Source organism: Rhodococcus sp. LB1, from assembly GCF_001583455.1.
Lineage (GTDB): Bacteria > Actinomycetota > Actinomycetes > Mycobacteriales > Mycobacteriaceae > Rhodococcus_F > Rhodococcus_F opacus.
The window spans coordinates 22,646-43,555 of record NZ_LTCZ01000096.1 but is presented as its reverse complement, the minus strand read 5'-3'; the positions used below and the strand labels follow the sequence as shown (position 1 = coordinate 43,555).

The window sequence follows — 20,910 nt, the reverse complement described above, 5'->3', positions numbered from 1 at the left end:
GGGTGCGGCGGACGTACGGCGGGCGGTTCCCCGCCGCACCGCGCGCATTCGACGCAGGCAAAGCCACCCCATGGAGGGCCGAACACATCGCCGCCGTAGCTCACCGCGTGCCCGATCAGCATCGCCTACGAGAGGTCACGGCGCGCGCTCGCGGGACACCTCACATCCTGCCGCCGCGGCCACCTGGTCCAGAGAGTTGTCGCGGGCGGATCTTCGGACACAAGCACGGCGTTGTCGTCCCCCACGGCGTGACCGGCCGCCAAGCAGGCCTCCATCCTTCCCGAACGATCAAAGCGGTAGCGGCCCATATACCGATGCGCAGCGAGCCGAGCCGTTCCACCCACCGAGCCCCCCTTCGAATTGTTACTTGCATGATGGAAGTGACTGGGGTTACATTTAGCGCCCAGACCAAACGCGAGGGTCACGGCGCCGATCGTCCTGACCGTCCGACGGGCAGGGCGCCGACGGACGCCATCCGGATTGGCCCAGTTCTCGCTGCCAATTGATGAGGTGCAATATGAGTTCTTCCGTGAGCGATCAACCTGTCCAGCAGTACCTTTCGGTCGAGGCCCAAACCCAGTACGTGGAGGTCGGCGGCGTCCGCTACGCGTATCGGGAGGTGGGAAGAGACCAGCACAGGGGCACAACGCCTTTGGTCTTCCTGCACCGTTTCCGGGGAACCCTCGACGACTGGGATCCGGCGTTCGTCGACGCGGTGGCCGAACACCGGCACGTCATTCTGTTCAGTGACGCGGCGGTGGGTTCGTCCACCGGGTCTCCGGCCACGAGTGTGGACGAGAAGGCCGATAATGCGGCGTCCTTCGTGAGGGCACTGGGCCATGACGTCGTGGACGTGCTCGGATTCTCCATGGGTGGCTTCGTTGCGCAGGCCGTCGCGATGCGGGAACCAACCTTGGTGCGCAGCGTTGTCCTCGTCGGCACCGGCCCGGGCGGCAACCCGGAGACCGACCCGCACACCGACATTGTTTTCGACATCGCCCTCACACCCGAGTATTCGTTCGAAGATATCCGCTATTTGTTCTTCGCCGACGGTCGCGATGCCGAGACGCAGGCCTACATCGACCGCCACGCCCTCAGGACCGACCGCGAGCCTCTCGTCGCACCGGCGACCATCCAGGCGATGGCCGGACTGATCATGGACTTCATGGGCGGCAAGACCGACCACTACGCCCGGCTCGGCGCGTTGCGCCAGCCGACGCTCATCGTTTCCGGGGACGACGACCACTTCTTCCCGGTCAAGAATCAGTGGCTGCTCTACCGGGAGCTGGCCGACGCGCAGCTGGCGGTCTACCCCCAGGCCGGGCACGCACCGCACCAGCAGCACCCCGATGCAGTCGCGGCGCAGGTCACCCGCTTTCTCCACGTCCAGGACACGGCAGCGTCTGTATGACGAGCTACGGCAGCCTGTATGAGAGTTGGCGTGAGGATCCGTTCGGATATTGGGGCGAGCAGGGAACCCGCATCGAGTGGGACACCCCGTGGACCGCGGTGTTCGACCCGAACACCGGTCCCTACGGCCGGTGGTTCCCCGGCGGCCGGCTGAACACGAGCCACAACTGTCTCGATCGTCACGTGGAGGCGGGCGCCGGCGACCGGCTCGCGCTGGTCTGGGACAGCGCGATGACCGGCGAGAGCGCCAGCTACACCTACCGCGAGCTGCGCGACCGTGTCGCGAAAGTCGCCGGCGCGCTGGCAGCAGTGGGCGTCGGCCGCGGCGATCGCGTCGTCATCTACATGCCGATGGTGCCCGAGGCGGCAATCGCCATGCTGGCCTGCGCCAGGCTGGGGGCAGTCCATTCGGTCGTGTTCGGCGGCTTCGCCGCCTCCGAGCTCGCCGCCCGGATCGATGCCACCACGCCGCGGGCGATCATTGCCGCATCGTGCGGCTTGGAGCCGGGCCGGGTGGTCGCCTACAAACCCGTCCTCGACGCCGCACTATCTCAGGCGCGCCACCGTCCCGACGCTTGTTTCGTGCTGCAACGTCCCCAAGCGATCGCCGCACTCGACCCCGGCCGCGACCACGACCTGCTGGTGGCAGAGGCAGCGGCACGCCCGCACCCACCGGTGCCTGTGGCGGCCACGGACCCGCTGTACATCCTGCACACGTCGGGGACAACGGGGCGGCCGAAGGGCGTCGTCCGGGACAACGGCGGCCACGCCGTGGCCCTCGCCGCCTCCATCCCGACGATCTTCGGGTTACAGGCCGGTGACGTCTTCTGGGCCGCATCGGATGTCGGCTGGGTGGTCGGCCACTCCTACATCGTCTACGCGCCACTCCTGGCGGGACTCACGACGGTCATGTACGAGGGCAAACCGGTCGGCACCCCGGACGCCGGCGCGTTCTGGAACGTGATCGCCCGGCACCAGGTGAATGTCCTGTTCACCGCGCCCACCGCGATCCGCGCGATCAGGCGGCAGGATCCCGAGCTCGACCTGACGAGCCGATACGACATCTCGTCCCTCCGTGCGGTTTTCCTGGCCGGCGAGCGGTGCGACCCGCCGACCGCGACATGGCTACAGTCCCGGATCGATCGGCCCGTCATCGACAACTGGTGGCAGACCGAAACGGGCTGGCCGATTACCGCGCGGTTCCGCGGCGGTGAGCTGACACCGTTCAAGCCCGGTTCAGGAGGTCGGCCGAGTCCGGGTTTCGAGATCCGGGCACTCGACGACAACGGCGTCCCGCTGTCGGCTGGTGAGACCGGCAACCTCGCGCTGCGGCTGCCGCTTCCACCGGGGTGCGCCCCGACCCTGTGGGGCGACGACGACGGGTACCGCGCGTCCTACCTGGACGAGTTTCCCGGTTGGTACCGCACGGGCGACGCCGGGCATCTCGACGAGGACGGCGACGTGTGGGTCCTCGGCCGCACCGACGACATCATCAACGTTGCGGGGCACCGGCTTTCGACCGGCGCGATGGAGGAGGTTCTCGCCGCACATCCCGACGTGGCCGAATGCGCGGTGATCGGAGTGACCGACTCGCTGAAAGGCGAGTCGCCGGTGGGCCTGGTCGTCCTCAAGACCGCGGTGAACCGCGACCCGGAGACCGTTGTCAGTGAGCTTGTCGAGATGGTCCGCAGCCGGATCGGAGCCGTGGCCGCCTTCCGCACCGCCCTGGTGGTCGACCAACTCCCCAAGACCCGGTCCGGGAAGATCCTCCGCCGGACGCTGCGCGACCTGGCAAACGGCGAACCCGTGCACGTGCCACCGACGATCGAGGACGCCAGTGTTCTGGAACGACTCCGCGACACCTTCCCGGCGCCGCCAGCGGCGTCGGTCCACTGACGCCTGACAGACCCGAGATGACCCGATCCCCGGGTCCGCTCACCTGAAGGACGAAACCCCACGGAACTTGTCAACGTAACCGTGCCGTGTCGTCCCAACCAGAAGGAGAGAACTGCAAATGGGGCGTCGTGCCCGACATGGTCGAGCCGGGCCAGGGGGGAGCCATCGTGCTGACCAGCTCCACCGCCAGCCTGCGCGGCATTCTCGGCCGGTCCCGCGCAGCGCTCGGTTATGTCGCCTCCAAGCACGGCCTGGTCGGCTGATGCGCTCATACGCTAACACCCTTGCGGCGCATTCGATTCGAGTCAACACGGTGAACCCGTCGGGTGTGGAGACGCCGATGATCACCGCCGCCTCGATGATCGGCTTCGTCGAAGCGAACCCGCATCTCGCACCCGACATCACCACCCCATGCCGATCGACCTACTGCCCTGCCAGGACGTCAGCAACGCCGTCCTCTACCTGGTGTCCGACGACGGCCGCTACATCACCGGCACGACCTTGTCCGTCGACGCCGGCTTCAACAACAAGAACTGAGGAGACGATCATGACCGGACGTGTCGAGGGCAAGGTTGCATTCATCACGGGCGCCGCTCGTGGACAGGGTCGCGCGCACGCCGCGCGGCTGGCGTCGGAGGGCGCCGACATCATCGCCGTAGACCTGTGCGGGGGAATCGATTCGGTGCCCTACCCGCTGGCGACCGACACCGATCTCAAGGAGACGGTGCGCCTGGTCGAGGGCCTCGGGCGACGGATCGTGGCAAGCCGGGCCGATGTGCGCGACCTCGCCGCACTGGAGACGGCGGTGGCCGCGGGCGTCGCCGAGTTCGGGCGTCTCGACATCGCCGTGGCGAACGCCGGCATCCTCTCGGCCGCGCCCACCGAGGCCCTGGCGGAGCAAAGCTGGCAGGACATGATCGACGTGAACCTCACCGGGGTCTACCACGCAGCCAAGGCCGCGATCCCACACATCCGAGCGGGCGGCGAAGGCGGGGTGATCATCCTGAGCAGCTCTGCGCTCGGCATCCGCGCCATGCCCAACCTCCCGCACTACGTCGCCGCGAAGACGGGCGTGATCGGGCTGATGCGGGCGATGGCGCTCGAGCTCGCCGCCGAGAAGATTCGGGTCAACACCGTCAACCCCAGCATCGCAGACACGCTCATGGTGCAGAACACCGCCGTGCATCAACTCTTCGTCCCAGACGTCGAAGACCCGACCCGCGAGCAGGCCGCGGAGGCGTTCGCCACCCTCAACCCGATGCCGACGCCCTGGGTCGATGCCGAGGACGTCGCGAACGCGGTGCTGTTCCTCGCATCCGACGAGGCGCGATACGTGACCGGACTCGAGATGAAGATCGACGCCGGATTCTGCCTGGCATGACGTCGGGCGACACCATCCCATCAATGTGTAACCAGTGTGTGAAAGGAACTGTGTAGTGAGAGCAGTACAGATCGTGAAGGACGAATCCGGACAGCGCGCAGAACTGACCGAGATCGCCGACGATGACCTCGGCGAGGGCGACGTGACCATCGCGGTCGACTACTCGGCGGTGAATTTCAAAGACGGCCTCGGCGTGACGGGCATCGTTCCGGTCGTTCAGCGGTTCCCGGTCGTCGCCGGAATCGACCTGGCCGGCACCGTTGTGGACGCCCCCACCGAGTCGGGCTTCGCGCCGGGCGACGCCGTCGCGGTGAACGGCTGGGGTCTGGCGGTCGACCACAACGGCGGGTTCGCCACGCGCGCAAGGGTGCCATCGGGCTGGTTGACCAGGATCCCTGCACGGTTCACCACCTGGCAGGCCATGGCGATCGGGACGGCGGGGTACACGGCGGCTCTCGGTGTCGTCGCGCTCCAGCGCCGCGGCGTCACTCCGCGTCAGGGGCCGGTGCTGGTGACGGGCGCCGCCGGCGGTGTCGGCTCGGTGGCCATCGCCCTGCTGGCCGCGCTCGGACACGAGGTGCACGCCTCGACCGGGCGGCCGACCGAGGAGGCATACCTGCGCGCCTTGGGAGCCGGGGAGATCATCGCCCGCTCGGAGTTGGCGGAACCTGCCGAGGCCGCACTCGGCGCGGAGCGGTGGGCGGCGGCGGTGGACACCGTCGGTAGCCACACCCTGGTAAATGTCCTGGCACAGATCCGCTACGGAGGAACGGTGGCGAACTGCGGGCTGGCCCAGGGACTCGACCTACCGGGCTCGGTCGCGCCGTTCATCCTGCGCGCGGTAACCCTTGTCGGGATCGACTCCGTCAACGCCCCGGTCAGCAGCCGGGACGAGGCATGGACTCTGCTGGACAAGCATCTCGACGACGCACTGCTCGAGAAGATGACATCCACGGTCCCGCTCGACCAGGCTGCGGCGGTGGCACAACAGGTCCTCGCCGGAACCGTCCGTGGACGAACGGTGGTGGACGTCAACGCCTGAGGGCGACAGCGGACGGCGGGTGGCCCACCGGTACGGGACCACTCGCCGTTCCGTCCCAGATCCACCCACGACGGTTCTCCCGCCGACGGCGCGCTTCAACGTCGACATCTCCGGCCCGACCTGTGAGGACACACGGGCCGACGTTTGCACACGACCGCCGCCTGTCGGAGCCGGAACCCGCTATCGGCAGGCTTTGACTACATTGGCCCGGACGGCCTGTCCGCGCACATGCCGTCCGGGTCTATCCCGGTGCCGTCAGGCCAACCCGTACCCGACTGTCGGAACTGGCAGCAACGTCATGGCTCCGAGTTCAGGTGGTGACCTCGTTCCGCCGAGCAAGGACGGCGCGCAACCGGTCATCGGCGGACGGTCCAGGCTGAAAGCTGGTGTGCTCCTCATCGAGAGGATCCCCCGTGGAGCGGTCGATCAGCAGTGGATCGACGTCGATACCCGAGTCCTTGTGCACTAGAAGGACGTTCGGCGCTTCGGGCGGGAAGTTCTCGTTGCCCCAGGCGTAGAGCGCGATCAGCACGGGCCGGAACGCCCGTCCGGATTCGGTCAGGACGTACTCGTACCGCGGGGGCCGTTCGGACCACTGTTGTTTGTTGTCGGCGAGGGCGCGGGCGCCGTCACGGATCGCCAACGCGAGTCGGCGCGGCCGCGGCGGCGGGCAATCGCACCGAGGTTGTGCTCGGTCATGGTGACCCGCGCGGGGAGACGATCCTCGTCGTCGCCGGTGAGCAGGGCGCGGAGCCGGTTGATCAGCATCCGCGTTTCGGCGATGATTTCGCCGATGGAGTTCGGATGACCGGTTCCCCATGATCGCCGCGCAGGAGGAGCGGCGGCATCACGACCACAAGTCCCGTCGCCTTTCGGCCATCGGCATTCGCTTCTTGAGCATCCTGTTCCCGCCGAGGGATTCCGCCCCTCTCACGATCGGCCTACCGGCCCGAAGGCCGGACCCGACGGGGTTTCCATGTTCCACGCACACGAGATGCGACCGGGGAGGGCGCCCTCTATACCCCGAGACCACGGCCTGTGGCCTCCGGGCGCCGCTTGCCGCCTCTGCCAGCGGCCAGGTCCTATCACCTGGGTTCTCGACTCGTCTTCCCGGGCTTCAGATAACGAGGCGTCATCAAGGGTTCATTCGCATGCGCCCGTCCGGCCTTCCCCTCGCCCGGTCGTTCCCCCGGACGGAACGGGGGCCCTTGGGCTTCTTCCCTGAGCTTCGCACCCCCACGGGCAGGACCCGTAGACGCACGTCAGGGCGGGGATCGGTCGCGAACACCAACCGAGAACTACGTGACCGGCATCGCGAACCTCCAATCCACGAGCTCACTCACATGCGCGACACCGTGTCGCACCCACAGGTTCTGATCATTACTCGCGCACTCCCGGAGCCGGCCAACGGGTGATAGGTGTTCCGGTTCTCGCCATCGGGGCGGAGGACGGTGATGTGGTACCCCTTCTCCAACAACCGCGCCGCGACCACATTCATTGGAGCGCACCTGCGTGGGGGCGATCACAATCTTCGTCCCTGCTGAATCCCGGCAGCTGCGCCATGCCGTACTCGGCGAGAGCGGTGATCGTGAGCGCGGGGTTAACTCCAGGATTGGCGGGCAGCGCAGCAGCGTCGCAGACGATCATGTTCTGGTAGCCGAACACTCGCAGTTTGCTGTCGACAACGCCGGTGGCCGGATCGGAGCCGATGACCGCACCGCCGAGGATATGAGCCGTCCACGGGGCATTGCGAAACGCCTCCGTGAAGGTGCTGCCCGCCACCCCGCCGGTCTCCTCGGCGAGCCACTTCGCGACCTTGTGCCCGACGTCGAGGAAGGTCGGAGCAGGGCGCGCCTTATCGATTTCGCTGACGAGCGAGTAGCCGTCGCCGGTGCTGCGCTTCTGCGCCCGCAACCGGACGGCGTTGTCGCGCGGCTGCATGACGAGCATCGCGATAGACCGGGCGCTCCAGCCCTCGGATCGCTTGGTCGCCTTCCATCGTCGAGGGTGGAGCGTGACGGTCGTCAGCCATTTGATCCGGCGGACCAGGACGTTCCCTTTGCCTGTGAGCACGGTGAACTTGCCCTGCCAAGCGTCGGCGTTCTTTCCAACTGTCAGGAGCTCGACTTGGGTGTCCGCGCCAAAGATCAGGCGGCTGGGTGCGGTGACGTCCTGCCACGCACCCAGATCCTCGGGGAACTGAACGCTGAGGAAAGTCTCGCTGTTCGTTCGGACCAGGTGGCCGAGTCTGTCGCTGATCCGCGGCAGCGATCCGCGGTGCTTGCAGTCGGCAAGCAGTTCGTTCGTCGCGACAGCGCCACCGGCAAAGACGACGCCGCGCGCGGTGTACTCGGCGCGGCCGCGCGATCCGTCGGGGCTGCGCTGTTCGGTAACGATCCGGTATCCGTCTGCGCCGTCGGGGGCGCCGAGGGGCTGGACATCGATGACCTCCTGTTCGGCGATGATCTGTGCGCCGCGCTTCTGTGCGAACCACAGATAGTTCTTCGTCAATCGGTTCGCCGCACCCGTACGGCATCCGATCATGCAGTCTCCGCAGCGAGTGCACCCTGTGCGTGCCGGCCCTTCGCCGCCGAAATACGGGTCGTCGACCGTCTTGCCCGGCTCGCCGAAGAACACGCCAGTCGGTGCGAGTCCAAAACTGTCGGCAACACCGAAGTGCTCGCCGATGCGCTTGGTCAACTGGATGGAGACCGAGTCGTACGGGGATTCAGAGACACCGAGCATGCGCTCTGCTTTGTCGAAGTGCGGCTCGAGTGTCTGCTGCCATGATCCGAGATGGCCCCACTGTGGATCGTCGTAGAACCCATTCTGCGCACGGAAGAGGACGCCCCCGTACATCAGGCTTCCGCCGCCAACGCCGGTCTGCGAGGCGGTCTCAACGTGGCGGAACGCGACATCCCGGAGGATGCCGTAGAGCCCTTGATCGGGTGCCCAGACGAAGCGGTCGATGTCCGTTGTGGACGTTGGCAAGTCGCCGTCCTGATAGCTTCGACCGCGTTCGATCACTCCGACGCGGTCTCCCTTCTCGGCCAGGCGCAGCGCGGCGACACTGCCGCCGAAGCCAGAGCCGACGATGACCCAGTCGAAGTCAAACTCCGCGTCCGACGGGTCTGACGCGGCGGCCCTGTGCGTTGTGTTCGGGTTGGCATTCATCGTTGAAGCACCTTCCTCGGTGGTGTGGCGTCGTCGCTCAGGTGAGCACACGGTGGGGTTCCGTCGGCTGCTGCCGATCGGCGAGAGCGATGATGGGATCAAGGACGGTCGCGTTTTTCGGAAGGCGATCGACGATGACGACGTCGCGGAACACCGCGACAGGACCGATCCTTCGCCGCACCAGCGCGACAAGCTCTTCGCCAGGACGGTCGGCGGACCGGGCTCATGGGCTTCACGGCAGGCGTCCAACAACTTCACGTCTGCGCCGCTAGTTGGAGTTCTCCGCGTCCGAATGAGAAATTTTCTTTTGGTACCGGGATCAGTGCAATGAATACGTCGTCGGGCGAGATGCCTAGAGCTTTGACGGTGTGGTCGCAGATGGCGCGCACGAGAATGCGTTTGTCGTCTAAGGGGCGCTCTGCTGTGAAGAGCACGGTGATGATTGTCGCGTCGTTGCTGCGATTCATTCCCATGTAGGTGGGGTTGAGGACGAGTGTGCCGGCGGGTTGTTCGGAGATCACGACGAACTGGTCGTCGGCCGGGATGCCTAGCGCATCGTGAAGAGCCTGGGGCAGCGCCGTGGCAAGCGTTTGCTTCTGGTCGGTGGTAAATCGTTCAGCGGGGACATGTGCGTTGAAGACGGGCATGGCTTGCCTTTCGTCGAGGCCCCTTTTGCTCGGAGCGACTCTTCTCGTGGACTCTTGGGCAACTGGACCAATAGGCGCCCGCGCCGATCTCGTCGTCCGGCACCTCGGTCAGCTCGGCGTGCGTCCAGTGGCTGCCACCCCAGGGCGGTGCGTCAGTGTCAGTGATGCCGGCTGGCGTCAGCCGTGACCGCTCGCCGATCTCGCGAGCACGTCTCGCAGGCGGTCCACCACGGCGCACCCCCTCGGCTGCCAGGGCCCCGCCACCTTGGCCACCCGGTCCCGCAGCTGCCGATAAGTGAAGGTGATCTGCTCGCCCGTCATTGCGCTGTCCCACACGAGGGCCGGTCGTTCCCCAGCTCCGGCGTCGACGTGACGGTCAAGGCAGTTGGCGCTGGTGTTCAGGCGAGCTCTGGGGGAACCATCGACCGTACGGCCCGGACTGCTCGTCGAAGACCGCATCCCAGGGTGCGTCCCAGTCGATTCTCGATGCCTCTGCCTCCCCCTGCCCGAGCCGGTCGCTTCGTCACCGCTCGTAGAGCTGGCCGTAGCCAGGCATCAGGCCTGTGCCCGGTCCTGGACATCGAGGAAGCGGTGGACCTGCGACGCGACCTCGTGGGGGTGCTGCTGGTGCGGCCCGTGGCCGGCTTGCGGGTAGATCGCCAGCTGAGCGTTCGGCAGCTCCCGGTAGAGTAGCCACTGGTTCTTGGCCGGGAAGAAGTTGTCGGAGTCGCCCGATACGATCAGCACCGGCTGGCTGAGCTGGCCGAGCCGTTCGTAGTGGCCGGTCTTGCCGCTCATGAAGTCCATGATCAGGCCCGCCATCGCCTGGATGGTCTCGGGGACCACGAGCGGCTCGCGGTCCCTGCGCTCGGCGTTCCGGTCCATGTAGGCCTGGGTCTCGGCGTCGCGTCCTTCGGCGAAGAACAGGTAGCGGACGTCCTCGAGGGCGTACTCCGGCTTGAGCGCGATCCCGAACACGAGGTCTGTGTGGGGGTCCGTCTCCGCGTTGCCGCCGGGCCCGCTGCCGACGAGCACGGCGCTGCGGACGAGGTCGGGCTCGTCCAGAGCCAGTGCCTGGGCCACGAAGCCGCCCATGGAAAAGCCCAGCACGTCGACCGCGCTGTAGCCCAGTGCCCGGATGAAGGCGGCGGCGTTCTCGGCCTTGCCGTCCACCGTCGTGGCGGCGGTGCCCGTCGAGGAGCCGACCGCAGCGTCGCTGAACAAGATGACATGCCGGTGCTCAGCCACGGCGTCGACAAATTCTGGGTCCCAGTCGTCGAGCGTGCCGCGGAAGCGGTTGAGGAACACCAACGGGATCCCGTTCGAGCCGTCGGCCGCGCCGAGCTCGCGATATGCGTATCGGACCTCGTCGACCTCGACGTACTGGGTCTCGACGTCGTTCGAACGGTACCGCTGGTCACCGCGCTGGATGGTGGGAGAAGTCATGTCGCATCACACCTCAGGAGGATGGGTCTGCAGGTCCACGGGGCGTGGCTGCTCGGGGACCGAATGTAACCCAAGTCACTTCCATCATGCAAGTATCTCAGGCGATATTTCCACCCAGGACGCGCAAAGCCCCGTGACCGCAACGCGAGCGCGCGGTCACGGGGCTCGGATTAGTCAGGCGTTGCGAACGGTAAGCAGCTCACGAAGGCGACGACTAGCCGAGGGGCCAGGCTCGAAACGTGTGTGCTCTTCGTCGAGAGGGCGTCCCGTGGATCGGTCAACCAGGAGCGGTTCGACATTGCGACCCGACTCGCTGTCCACGAGCCGCACATTGGGTGCGTCGGGCGGGAAGTGTTGACTGCCCCACTCGTACAACGTGATCAGCACTGGACGGAATGCCCGGCCTGCTTCGGTGAGCACGTATTCGTCCCGCGGGGGGCGCTGGTTGTACTGGCGGCGCTCCAGAATCCCGGCGTCCACCAGAGCGTTGAGCCGACGGGCCAAGGAATTGGTCGAGATACCGAGGCTCTTCTGAAACTGATCGAAACGGCTGATCCCGTGCATGGCGTCACGCACGATCAGAATGCTCCACCACTCGCCGACATGCTCAAGCCCAAGCGCGATGGGGCAGTCCATGTGCTCAAAGCTCGTACGTTCCATGATGAAAGTCTATCGCAGACCTGTTGCATGAGGTCACCCCTCGGGCAGCATGAAGGTCCGTGAGCGCGACGAGCCCGTTCCGCGCAACGTCGCCGGTCGCCGGGCGAAATCAACACCGGTACACAGCAGTCCAGATCAATCATCCCGCCCGCTCCCCGCGCGAATCTTTACGATCCCTTCACGCCGTCAAATGTGCTATCGTTTTTTCAAGTCATTACTTGAAAATGGAGTTCAGATGAGTGGCATCACTTTCGCGCCGGCCCATGAGCAGGCCCAAGCCGTGGCTTCCGGTGAGGTGTCGAGCGTGGAGCTCGTCGACCTGTATCTCGAGCGCATCGCTGCTCACAATCGCCGACTGAACGCGATCGTGACCCTCGATCCCGACCGGGCACGCGCGGAGGCCGCCGCCGCGGATTCGAAGCGCGCCGCGGGCGAGGAGCTCGGGCTGCTGCACGGCCTGCCGATCACCCTGAAGGACAGCTTCGAGACGCAGGGGATGCGGACGGTGTGCGGACGGCCAGACCTCGAGGGCTACGTGCCGGAACGGGATGCCGAGGCGGTCACCAGGCTCCGCGCCGCTGGGGCGGTAATCATGGGCAAGACGAACATGCCGGCCGGCAATCAGGACGTGCAGGCCGACAACCCCGTCTTCGGCCCGACCTCGAACCCGTGGGACCTCTCGCGCACGTCCGGCGGCTCTGCAGGCGGTGGCGCGGTCGCGACGGCGGCCGGTCTGACGAGCTTCGACTTCGGCTCGGAGATCGGTGGCTCGACGCGGATCCCGTCGCATTTCACGGGCCTGTACGGGCACAAGTCGACCTGGCACTCCATTCCGCTGGCGGGGCACGTACCCGGCGGCCCCGGTGACGGGCGCTGGCTCGACATGGACATGGCGTGCGCGGGCGCGCAGGTGCGCGATCCGCGCGATCTGGTGCCGATCCTGCAGGCGACCGTGGGCCCGCTGGATCCCGACGGGGGCTTCAGCTACGCGCTTCGCCCGCCGCGCGCGACGAAGCTCGAGGACTTCCGCGTCGCGGTCTGGATCGACGATCCGGCATGCCCGGTCGACAGCGACATCGCGGCCGCGATGGACGACGCCCGCACGGCGCTCGTGGCGGCCGGAGTCACCGTGGTCGAGCATCCCGCGAGCCTGCCCGTCGACATCGCCACCTCCCACAAGGCATTCCGCCCACTCGTGTACGGCGCGTTCAGCTACGACCGCTCCGGACTGACACCGGCCTCGAACGCCGCACTGCTCGGTCGGCTGCTGCAGCACCCTCGGGGCGACGCCGGACACGCCCTGAAGGGCACGTTCCAGTCGCACTACAGCTGGATGCAGGCCGACACCGCCCGCCACGCGATCCGACTGCGATGGATCGACTTCTTCAAGGACTTCGACGTCGTGCTGATGCCCGTCGCCCCCACGGTCGCACCTCCCCACCACGACAAGCTGGTCGACAAGTTCGGCCGCTCGATCGACGTCGACGGCGAACAGCGCCCCTACTGGGACCAGGTCAAGTGGAGCGCCCTCGCGAACATCTCCGGTGGGCCGGCCACCACGATTCCGGTGCGCCGGGGGCGGACCGGACTGCCGGTCGGGCTGCAGGTAATGGGCCCTGCCGGAGGCGATCTCACCACGATCGAGTTCGCGGCACTGTTGGGCCGCGAGGTGGACGGCTACGTGCCACCGCCGGCCTACGCGTAGGTAGTCGGGCGCAATTTAGCTGGCCAGGCGATCCGGCCTACTCGACCACAGCATTCATCCGTGCGCCGGGCCGTGTCCAGGTCGACGCCCCCTCCGCGCAGGCCATCACCCTTCCGATCACGACGTGGGTGCCACGCTCGACCAACCGGCGGTCCCCGCGCCAGCGGTCACTCACCATTGAAACCAGATCGGTTTATTAATCGATATCTTTTATTATGCTTTTATGAAGTTGTGACTTTGTCGAATCCACACCCGAAGGACCACACCGTGACCTCCCTGCACGAACCCCTGACCCTGCCCAACGGCCGGGTGCTGCCCAACCGGATCATGAAGTCCGCGTTGAGCGAGGCGCTCGGTGACAAGAAGAACTCCGCCGACCACCGGCTCGAACAGCTCTACCGAACATGGAGCGAGGGAGGGTACGGCCTGATCATCACCGGAAACGTCATGATCGATCGCCGTCAGCTCGGCGAACCCGGCAACGTCGTGATCGAAGACAACCGGGACCTGGACGCGCTATCGCGTTGGGCCAAGACCACGCAGGACGCCGGCGTCCCGATCTGGGTGCAACTCAACCATCCCGGACGCCAATCGAACCCGCTCGCCCTCGGACACACCCCCGTTGCCCCGAGCCCGATCCCGCTCGACTTCCCCGGTGCCACCGCGCCGCGCGAGCTGACGTCGGCCGAGATCGAGGACATCATCGAGCGATTCGCGAACGCCGCGGCCGTGTGCGAAGAGGCCGGCTTCGACGGTGTGCAGGTGCACGGAGCCCACGGCTACCTCGTCGCACAATTCCTCTCGCCACTGTCGAACCAGCGCACCGACGAGTGGGGAGGCGACCCGGAACGCCGCATGCGCTTCGTGCTCGAGGTCGTCCGCCGCATCCGGTCCCGCGTCTCGCCCGGCTTCGCCGTCGGCATCAAGCTCAACTCGGCCGATTTCCAGCGCGGCGGCTTCACCGAGGAGGAGTCCCGCGGCGTCCTCGCCGCACTGGCCCGGGAGGGCATCGACCTGATCGAGGTCAGCGGCGGCAGCTACGAGTCGCCGGCGATGATGGGCACCGCGGCGGCATCCACCCGGGCACGCGAGGCCTACTTCCTCGAATACGCCCGCACCGTCCGCACACTGGTGGGTGACATCCCCCTGGCGGTCACCGGCGGCTTCCGGTCGCGTGCCGCGATGGACAACGCCATCGAGAGCGGCGAATGCGATGTCGTCGGCATCGGTCGCCCCACAGTCACGACGCCGGACGCCGCTGAGGTGATCCTCGCCGGACGCGCTCCGGCCCTCGTCGCCCACCAGCTGCGCCTCGGCATGCGCCGTGTGCTCGGCAAGATCGCCGACGTCAAGGCGCTCGACGGCTTGCTCGACCTCAGCTGGCACACCGACCAGTTGCATCGCCTCGGCGCCGGGCTCGCACCCGACCCGAACCGCGGACGCCTCACTACCGCCGTCGCCATGGTGCGGCGCAACGGCCGAACGTCCTTCCTGCCCAAGCGCGGCTGACCCCGAGGAGTGTCATGTTGAACTTGTCGATCCTCCTCGAGGACTCCGCCCGCAGGTATCCCACCCGCCCCGCGCTGGTGTTGGGCGACACCCGGCTCACCTACGCCCAAGTCGACGCCGCCGCCAACCGGGTCGCCAACCTACTCGTCGAACGCGGCATCTCGCCGGGCGACAAGGTTGCGCTCAGCTGCCCGAACCTGCCCTGGTTCCCGATCATCTACTACGGCATTCTCAAGGCCGGCGCGGTCGTCGTCCCGCTCAACGTGCTCCTCAAGGGCCGCGAGGTCGCCTACCACCTCGCCGACGCCGACGCGACGGCGTACTTCTGCTTCGAAGGCACCCCCGACCTGGCCATCGGCACCGAGGGCCACGCCGGATTTCGTGAGTCGCCCGCTGAGCACTTCTTCCTGATCACCGCCGATCCCGCGGCGCCGAGCCCGATCGAGGGCGTCGAGACGCTGGGCCAGGCGCTGGCAGCCCAGCCCACGAGCTTCGACTCCGTCGTCACGGCGGCCACCGACACCGCGATCATCCTCTACACCAGCGGGACGACCGGCCAGGCCAAGGGCGCCGAACTGTCGCACGCGAACACGATGCTCAACACCCTCACCGTCAACCGGCTCTTCGACAACCAGCCGGCCGTGGACACCCACGTCCTCACCCTTCCGCTCTTCCACACCTTCGGTGCGACCGTGCAGATGCACGCCGGCTTCTCCATGGCGGCAACGCTGCTCCTGGTCCCCCGCTTCGACGCGCAGCAGGTGATCGGGCTCATGCAGAAGGAGGACGTCACCTTCTTCGCCGGGGTACCGACGATGTGGTGGGCGCTGCTCGATGCGCTCACCGACGACGTCGACATCGACCGGATCGCCGGAAACCTGCGTATCGGCGTCTCCGGCGGGGCCAGCCTTCCGCTCGAGATCATCACCAAGGTGAAGGAGCGGCTCGGCGTCCAGATCCTCGAGGGCTACGGACTCTCGGAGACCTCCCCCGTCGTGACATTCAGCGACCCGGACCGGGAGCCACGGGCAGGCTCGATCGGCGTCCCCATCTGGGGTGTGGAGTGCAAACTCGTCGACGACGAGTGGAACGAAATCACGGACGACGGCTCGGGCAGTGCGATCGGGGAGATAGCGATCAAGGGCCACAACGTCATGAAGGGCTATTACGGGCGTCCGGCGGCCACTGCCGAGGTCATGAAGGACGGCTGGTTCCGCTCCGGTGACCTCGCACGCAGGGACGCAGACGGCTTCTACTACATCGTCGACCGCTCCAAGGACATGATCATCCGCGGAGGCTTCAACGTGTATCCGCGTGAGATCGAGGAGGTGCTGATGACGCACCCCGACGTCAGCCTCGCGACCGTGGTCGGCGTGCCGCACGAGAGCCACGGCGAGGAGGTCAAGGCGTTCGTCATCCTCAATCCCGGCGCCCGGACCACCGCCGACGAACTCATCGCCTGGGGAAGGGAGCAGATGGCGGGCTACAAGTACCCCCGCATCGTCGAGATCGTGGCGTCACTGCCGATGACCGCCACCGGCAAGATCCTCAAGCGCGAACTCAGCTCGCGCCCCACCGTGCCGCCGGCACACCCGTAACCATCTGATGAGAGTCGGTCAGGAGCGCGGCGCCGCCGACCCGCATCAGAAGCACTTACTCGCGGTATGGCGCCGGCAGCTCCGGGGAATATCAAACCCATTCTGCCGTACCGTCTACCGACCGGTGCTTTTGCCGGTCCCGTCGTCCGCGTCGAACCCGGGGTGCGGCGACGACCTGAGCGCTGCCAGACCGTCGATCGGATCGGTGCCTTCGCCGAATTCATTGCCGTGACCGAGGATGACGTGGCGACCAAGCCAGGAGAGCTCACCATGGAAGAGGCGGCGTCGAGCCCTCTGACCGGCGTGACCGGATGGCAGGTGATGAACGTGAAGGCGAACCTGCCAGCGGGACAGAAGGTTCCGAGTCATGCCGGTTCCGGCGGTGTAAGGACTGTTGCGAACCAACCGGCCAAGCATCTGTGTGCGCCCGTGGCCACGACAACGAGCACGACGCATGCCGAGTGGGCCAAGCGCCTGGGTGCGGAAACCGTGATCGACTACAAGAAGGACGATTTCGCGGAGATCCTGCATGACAACGATCTGGTCCTCGTCACCCTCGGCGGTGAGACCTTGGGGTTTTTCGGGTAATGAACGCGTCCGGCACGGACGGCGAGCGTTCCAGGCGCCCCTTCTCGATGTGGGCGAAGACGTCGATCGGGCGGCACCCAGGCCCGTCCCATCAGCCTGGTTCTGTTCCTACAAAGCACCAGCGGAGTCCGGCAAACGGAGGTTCGCGGCGCCGTGCCGAAGTCCACTAGGGAATCCGCCACCCGATTGGCGCGGGAACAGATCACCGAGCGACTCGTCGACGCCGCCACCACGCTGCTCGCCGAGAAGGGCCCTGCCGAGATCAAAGCACGATCGGTCGCCGAGGCCGCGAATGTATCCACAATGGCGGTCTACTACCACTCGGCGGACTACCCGAGCTACTCCGGGCCGTCGTCGACCGAGGAAGCCGAGACCTCGACCGGGTCTTCGAAGCGGTCCGTCCCAGCGACGTCCCCGTGGCCGACCCTTGCCCAATGGCGCTGTCCAGCCGCCGATCCCCCGGCAGAATCCGCGCCTCTACGATCTGGTGTTCGGGCTGTCCACACGCGGAGGCTACCGGCCGCTTCAATCGCCGATTCCTGGCACCAACGCATGGTCAGAGACGTTCCGGGCCGCCTTTACCCATGTTGTCCAGGCATGCACTCGCCTCGTGCGCAGCAGCCGCATCCGTGGCGACCAAGACGCCGAGATCGTCGCCATCCAACTCTGGCAGCCGAAAGTTTCGACCCCGTCGCTCGCCGGTCGGCCCCACAACGAAGTCAGGCGGGTCGAGTTCATCGGCGTCATTCACCAGTCGCCTCCGACACGGTCCTTCGCCCGGAATCCAGGAGGCGAATTCCCCGTGATCTCTCGCGGCGCGCCTGAATCAGCTCGCCGACGCCCCCACGCCGCCGAGGGTGTACACGCGAAGGAACTCGTCCAGATCCTCGGCGCTCGCGTCGACGACGAGCGTGCCGGACTTCATGGCGTCTGCCACTGTGATTTCGTCGTTCGCGACGGCGAGTAGTGTCGAGATATCGGTCTGGAGACGCACTTTCGGTGTCGTGGGAGCGGCGCCCGGCCTGAGCACGATGCCGTTCGCTGACGGGCCGATCCATGCGGATTCTTCGCCCACGTCGAACTGGACCACGCCACCGAAGCGGCTGGCGGCGTCTGCGTCGGCGCGCGCGAACATCCCCTGGATGATCCACTCTGCGCGAGTCATGTCCGCGTCATCGAACCCCGCACCGTGCCGGAGTCCCCAGGCGGCTAACTGCCCCAACATCGGACGCAGTTCTTCACCGGCGCTAGTGAGTGCGTACGCCGCGACCGATGCCGGCGGAGGCAGCACGATTCGTTCGATCACACCGGCCTCCTCCAGGCTCTTGAGACGGCTCGCGAGTAGGTTCGTGCCGATACCCGGCAGTCCCGACGCCAGGTCCTTGTACCTGCGGGGCCCCATCCCCAGGTCACGCATGATGAGCAGGGTCCACCGCTCGCCGAGTAGGTCGAGCGCACGAGCGAGCCCACAATTCTGGCCGTACGTCCGAGCATTCATAACCATAGTATAGTCGCTACTTCATTTTCACGTTGTTCCTGCTTGCTATATCCGATAAACATCCGCGGACGACGAGCGTGCCCGTGACGAAGCCGACCACCATTTCCGCGGGAGAACAACACCGAGAGGCCAACTTTCGTCGGGGCACCAGATGAGTCGAACGCAGCGGTCAGACATCGCGACTCATCTACGGCTCATCGCGAAGTCGCGATTGCTGCCTCAGTCGGCGAGGAACCGCTTGACCTCGGTGGTGAACTCCTCGAGGTGCTGGAAGAGGAACGCGTGACCGGCATCGCTGTAGAGCACGAGTTTGGCCGACGGGAGGTGCTCGACCGCCGAGTAGGAGGCGAAGGCGTGAATCATCACGTCGTGCATCCCGTTGGCGTAGAGGACGGGTTGGGTAATCGTCTTCAGGTTCTCCACCACCTGTTCCCACTGAGTCGCCAGGGCTGCGGTGATCGCCTGGAGCTGACCCATGGCGGCCTCTTCGCTGACGGCCGGTGCGCCCGGGGGCATCGCGGCGGAGACCTTGTCGAAGTGCTCGAGCCCCAGCTTCCGGGCTTCTTCGGTCTCCGGGTAGAAGAGGTACAGGGTGTCCTCCACGTCGGCGTTCGGTTTCGCCATGATCTGCAGGACGCGCTCGGTGATGCTCGGCATGTTGGGCGCGAGACCGGATCCACTTCCCGCGACGATCAGCTTACGGACGAGGCTCGGCCGCGTCAGGGTGACGGCCTGCGCGACGACACCGCCGAAGGACCATCCGAGCAGATCCACCTCGCTCAGGCCCAGTGCGTCGATGAAGTCGATCGCGCCGGCCGCGAAGCCCTCCACAGTGGTCAGGGCATCACCGCCGGTGTAGCCGATCCCGATGTTGTCGAAGAGGATGACGTCGCGGTCGGCGGCGAGGATGTCGAGGAACTCCGGATCCCACCAGTCGACCGTCGCACGGAAGCGGTGGACGAGAACGAGGGGGATACCACCGCGCGGGCCGAACCGGCGGTAGGTGAAGCGACCCAGCGCTCCGTCGACCTGGAGGTTCTCAGCGGTGTTGATCGGCGTGTAGGTGCTCATGTCGTTTCCTCGCAGAGGTTGTGATGATCGATCTGCTGCTTGCGATGTCGACGAAATACCGACAGTGTCGACGAAATAGGTTTCGTGTCAGGAGATCTCGGCCAGGGTCGGGTAGTCGGTGTATCCGCGGGCGTCGCCGCCGTAGAGGGTGCCGAAGTCGACCTCGTTCAGCTCGGCACCGGTACGCCACCGCTCCACGAGGTCCGGGTTGGCCAAAAAGCCCCGCCCGACGACGACCGCGTCGGCAAGTTCCTTGTCGAGAAGCTCCTCCACCGTCTGCAGCGAGGTGGCAGCTGGAGCAGCGAGGTTGAGGAGCACCGAGCCGCCGAATCGCTGACGCAGGTCGCGGACAAGCGGTTCGATGGCCTCGAACGGGTTGGCGAGAATGCTCAGGTACGCCAGACCCAGCGGAGCGATCCCGTCGACGACCGCCCGGTAGGTGGCGGTCAGGTCCTCCCCGGCAACCTCACCGATGCCGTTCAACTGGTGGCCGGGCGAGAGCCGCAGACCGACACGGTCCGCACCGACGGCATCGGCCACCGCCGTCACGACCTCGACGACGAAACGGGCCCGCCGCTCCGGCGAACCGCCGAACTCGTCGTCGCGCAGGTTGACCGTGGGGTCGAGGAACTGGTGCAGCAGGTAGCCGTTCGCCCCGTGGACCTCGACGCCGTCGAGACCGGCGCTGATCGCGTTCCGGGCCGCGTTCACGAATTCTGCTATCACACCGGCGATCTCCCCGGACTCGAGCGCCCGCGGCACGTCGTGGTCCACCATGCCCGAAAGCGTGAACATCTGCCCGGAGGCCTGCACCACGCTGGGTGCGACAGTGTCGACCCCGCCCTTGTTGCTCGCATGGGCGACCCGGCCGACATGCATCAACTGCGCGACGACCGTTCCGCCGGCCTCGTGCACGCCGTCGGCGACGAGCCGCCAGCCTTCGATCTGCTCGTCGGTGTACAACCCGGGCACAGCCGGATAACCCTGACCGACCGCGCTGGGCGCGGTGCCCTCGGTGACGATGAGCCCCGCCCCGGCGCGCTGGGCGTAGTACTCGGCGTTCAGCGCGGTCGGCGCGTTACCCGCTCCCGCGCGGCTGCGAGTCAACGGCGCCATGACAAACGACTGGGGCAGATCCCAGGAACCGATCCGTACCGGTTTGAATGCGACAGACATGCGGTGATCCTCCTGAAGGGTGGCGGGCCGGAGCTCAACTCCGATAGCTAACTTTAAAAAACAATAGCGTTAACTATACTTTTTGGCAACCGTCCGCTCAGTCGTCATG

At 66.5% G+C, this 20,910-nt stretch carries 19 protein-coding genes and 3 pseudogenes; 11 read left to right on the top strand and 11 right to left on the bottom strand.

The genetic code is table 11. From position 1 onward, the window contains the following. Positions 1-529: 529 nt before the first annotated feature. The 6 genes and pseudogenes from AZG88_RS16165 (at position 530) to AZG88_RS16150 (ending at position 5,729) form a co-directional block, all read left to right on the top strand. Positions 530-1,411, top strand: a complete 882-nt coding sequence (locus tag AZG88_RS16165) for an alpha/beta fold hydrolase (RefSeq protein WP_197487835.1) — start codon at positions 530-532, stop codon at positions 1,409-1,411. Next, positions 1,408-3,306: an AMP-binding protein gene (locus AZG88_RS16160; protein WP_061698260.1), complete on the top strand. Its 1,899-nt coding sequence runs from the start codon at positions 1,408-1,410 to the stop codon at positions 3,304-3,306. The genes AZG88_RS16165 and AZG88_RS16160 overlap by 4 nt, the downstream gene beginning before the upstream one ends. 86 nt (positions 3,307-3,392) lie before the next feature. Further along, a complete protein-coding gene (locus tag AZG88_RS51710) occupies positions 3,393-3,569 on the top strand; it encodes a hypothetical protein (RefSeq protein ID WP_156517506.1) in 177 nt (58 codons plus the stop codon). Between the two features lie 142 nt (positions 3,570-3,711). Further along, a pseudogene (locus AZG88_RS49895) lies at positions 3,712-3,843 on the top strand (SDR family oxidoreductase); the annotation flags it as partial. A 10-nt stretch (positions 3,844-3,853) separates the two neighbouring features. Continuing rightward, positions 3,854-4,687, top strand: a complete 834-nt coding sequence (locus AZG88_RS16155) for a mycofactocin-coupled SDR family oxidoreductase (RefSeq protein WP_061698259.1) — start codon at positions 3,854-3,856, stop codon at positions 4,685-4,687. Positions 4,688-4,742: 55 nt separating this feature from the next. Further along, positions 4,743-5,729, top strand: coding sequence for an MDR family oxidoreductase (locus tag AZG88_RS16150; RefSeq protein ID WP_082833332.1), 987 nt, complete (start codon positions 4,743-4,745; stop codon positions 5,727-5,729). A 310-nt stretch (positions 5,730-6,039) separates the two neighbouring features. Here AZG88_RS16150 and AZG88_RS16145 read toward each other — a convergent pair whose 3' ends face one another. From AZG88_RS16145 to AZG88_RS16125, 7 genes and pseudogenes are all read right to left on the bottom strand, one after another. After that, complete coding sequence (locus AZG88_RS16145; protein WP_061698257.1) at positions 6,040-6,372, bottom strand: winged helix-turn-helix transcriptional regulator; 333 nt, start codon at positions 6,370-6,372, stop codon at positions 6,040-6,042. Between the two features lie 851 nt (positions 6,373-7,223). Further along, positions 7,224-8,903: a GMC oxidoreductase gene (locus AZG88_RS16140; RefSeq protein ID WP_061698256.1), complete on the bottom strand. Its 1,680-nt coding sequence runs from the start codon at positions 8,901-8,903 to the stop codon at positions 7,224-7,226. Positions 8,904-8,940: 37 nt separating this feature from the next. Further along, positions 8,941-9,090, bottom strand: a pseudogene (locus tag AZG88_RS49890) (AMP-binding enzyme); the annotation flags it as partial. A 67-nt stretch (positions 9,091-9,157) separates the two neighbouring features. After that, a complete protein-coding gene (locus tag AZG88_RS16135) occupies positions 9,158-9,550 on the bottom strand; it encodes a tautomerase family protein (protein ID WP_061698255.1) in 393 nt (130 codons plus the stop codon). Between the two features lie 376 nt (positions 9,551-9,926). Next, on the bottom strand, positions 9,927-10,031 hold the full coding sequence (locus AZG88_RS53670; protein WP_231914031.1) for a hypothetical protein: 105 nt from the start codon (positions 10,029-10,031) through the stop codon (positions 9,927-9,929). A gap of 74 nt (positions 10,032-10,105) precedes the next feature. Next, positions 10,106-10,996, bottom strand: a complete 891-nt coding sequence (locus AZG88_RS16130; protein ID WP_061698254.1) for an alpha/beta fold hydrolase — start codon at positions 10,994-10,996, stop codon at positions 10,106-10,108. A gap of 174 nt (positions 10,997-11,170) precedes the next feature. Next, a complete protein-coding gene (locus AZG88_RS16125) occupies positions 11,171-11,656 on the bottom strand; it encodes a winged helix-turn-helix transcriptional regulator (RefSeq protein WP_061698253.1) in 486 nt (161 codons plus the stop codon). A 235-nt stretch (positions 11,657-11,891) separates the two neighbouring features. On the opposite strand from AZG88_RS16125, the gene AZG88_RS16120 reads away from it, so the two are divergent. The 5 genes and pseudogenes from AZG88_RS16120 to AZG88_RS53665 all read left to right on the top strand — a co-directional run. Then, complete coding sequence (locus tag AZG88_RS16120) at positions 11,892-13,361, top strand: amidase (protein ID WP_061698252.1); 1,470 nt, start codon at positions 11,892-11,894, stop codon at positions 13,359-13,361. Between the two features lie 267 nt (positions 13,362-13,628). After that, a complete protein-coding gene (locus AZG88_RS16115; RefSeq protein ID WP_061698276.1) occupies positions 13,629-14,870 on the top strand; it encodes an NADH:flavin oxidoreductase/NADH oxidase family protein in 1,242 nt (413 codons plus the stop codon). Positions 14,871-14,884: 14 nt separating this feature from the next. After that, on the top strand, positions 14,885-16,468 hold the full coding sequence (locus tag AZG88_RS16110) for a long-chain-fatty-acid--CoA ligase (protein WP_061698251.1): 1,584 nt from the start codon (positions 14,885-14,887) through the stop codon (positions 16,466-16,468). A 66-nt stretch (positions 16,469-16,534) separates the two neighbouring features. Beyond that, the gene (locus AZG88_RS16105; RefSeq protein ID WP_156517505.1) at positions 16,535-17,056 is read left to right on the top strand and encodes a hypothetical protein; all 522 of its coding nucleotides are present in this window, start codon (positions 16,535-16,537) and stop codon (positions 17,054-17,056) included. A gap of 153 nt (positions 17,057-17,209) precedes the next feature. Beyond that, positions 17,210-17,326 (top strand): annotated as a pseudogene (locus AZG88_RS53665) (TetR/AcrR family transcriptional regulator); the annotation flags it as partial. 286 nt (positions 17,327-17,612) lie between these two features. Here AZG88_RS53665 and AZG88_RS52605 read toward each other — a convergent pair. From AZG88_RS52605 to AZG88_RS16090, 4 genes are all read right to left on the bottom strand, one after another. After that, positions 17,613-17,807 (bottom strand): hypothetical protein, encoded by a 195-nt coding sequence (locus AZG88_RS52605; RefSeq protein WP_197487838.1) that lies wholly within the window; start codon positions 17,805-17,807, stop codon positions 17,613-17,615. Between the two features lie 75 nt (positions 17,808-17,882). Then, positions 17,883-18,554, bottom strand: coding sequence for a winged helix-turn-helix transcriptional regulator (locus AZG88_RS16100; protein ID WP_061698249.1), 672 nt, complete (start codon positions 18,552-18,554; stop codon positions 17,883-17,885). A 219-nt stretch (positions 18,555-18,773) separates the two neighbouring features. Then, positions 18,774-19,625: an alpha/beta fold hydrolase gene (locus AZG88_RS16095; protein ID WP_061698248.1), complete on the bottom strand. Its 852-nt coding sequence runs from the start codon at positions 19,623-19,625 to the stop codon at positions 18,774-18,776. An 87-nt stretch (positions 19,626-19,712) separates the two neighbouring features. Beyond that, positions 19,713-20,801 carry an alkene reductase gene (locus tag AZG88_RS16090; protein ID WP_061698247.1) on the bottom strand — a complete coding sequence of 363 codons (1,089 nt, stop codon included), beginning with the start codon at positions 20,799-20,801 and terminating at the stop codon, positions 19,713-19,715. Between the last annotated feature and the right edge of the window lie 109 nt (positions 20,802-20,910).

Coding starts and splice junctions, on each gene's coding strand:
- AZG88_RS16160 (WP_061698260.1), top strand. CDS start 1,408: ATGACGAGCTACGGCAGCCTGTATGAGAGTTGGCGTGAGGATCCGTTC.
- AZG88_RS16155 (WP_061698259.1), top strand. CDS start 3,854: ATGACCGGACGTGTCGAGGGCAAGGTTGCATTCATCACGGGCGCCGCT.
- AZG88_RS16140 (WP_061698256.1), bottom strand. CDS start 8,903: ATGAATGCCAACCCGAACACAACGCACAGGGCCGCCGCGTCAGACCCG.
- AZG88_RS16135 (WP_061698255.1), bottom strand. CDS start 9,550: ATGCCCGTCTTCAACGCACATGTCCCCGCTGAACGATTTACCACCGAC.
- AZG88_RS16130 (WP_061698254.1), bottom strand. CDS start 10,996: ATGACTTCTCCCACCATCCAGCGCGGTGACCAGCGGTACCGTTCGAAC.
- AZG88_RS16125 (WP_061698253.1), bottom strand. CDS start 11,656: ATGGAACGTACGAGCTTTGAGCACATGGACTGCCCCATCGCGCTTGGG.
- AZG88_RS16120 (WP_061698252.1), top strand. CDS start 11,892: ATGAGTGGCATCACTTTCGCGCCGGCCCATGAGCAGGCCCAAGCCGTG.
- AZG88_RS16110 (WP_061698251.1), top strand. CDS start 14,885: ATGTTGAACTTGTCGATCCTCCTCGAGGACTCCGCCCGCAGGTATCCC.
- AZG88_RS16105 (WP_156517505.1), top strand. CDS start 16,535: ATGGCGCCGGCAGCTCCGGGGAATATCAAACCCATTCTGCCGTACCGT.
- AZG88_RS16100 (WP_061698249.1), bottom strand. CDS start 18,554: ATGAATGCTCGGACGTACGGCCAGAATTGTGGGCTCGCTCGTGCGCTC.
- AZG88_RS16095 (WP_061698248.1), bottom strand. CDS start 19,625: ATGAGCACCTACACGCCGATCAACACCGCTGAGAACCTCCAGGTCGAC.
- AZG88_RS16090 (WP_061698247.1), bottom strand. CDS start 20,801: ATGTCTGTCGCATTCAAACCGGTACGGATCGGTTCCTGGGATCTGCCC.